Consider the following 399-nt stretch of genomic DNA (forward strand, 5'->3'; position numbering starts at 1 on the left):
GGAGACGGGCTGATGGCTACTCCGACGCGTAACGGCGCTGCTCCGGGCGCCAAGGGCAACAAGTTCGCCAACGCCGGGGCCGCGGCCGGCGGCTTCGTCGGTGCGATGGGCGGCTCCTTCATGCCGTCGATCAACATCAACGTCAACCGCAGGGGCGGCGGCCACGGCGGGGGCGGGCAGTCGCTGCTGCCGCCGCCGGAGTTCAACTCGCCCGCGCAGGTGCGCAACTACTGCAACACCCTGCGGGCGGCGGGCGTGATGATGTCCATGGAGGTCGCCATGGCGGCCGAGATCCTGCACAGCGTGCTTGCCTCGGTGCCTGACCCCGAGGGGAGGGTGATGGGTTCGCGGATCCGCGCGGCGAAGGTCTCCCGCAAGATGAAGCGGTCCGCGAACGCG

1 protein-coding gene is annotated in these 399 nt (G+C 70.7%); it reads left to right on the top strand.

Annotated elements, in window-relative coordinates:
• Window positions 1–12: 12 nt before the first annotated feature.
• Window positions 13–399 (top strand): plasmid transfer protein TraA (gene traA, locus STRAU_RS36180; protein WP_037664233.1); only part of this gene is annotated, 387 nt, incomplete at its 3' end.

The sequence above is a fragment of the Streptomyces aurantiacus JA 4570 genome, assembly GCF_000414115.1.
Lineage (GTDB): Bacteria > Actinomycetota > Actinomycetes > Streptomycetales > Streptomycetaceae > Streptomyces > Streptomyces aurantiacus_A.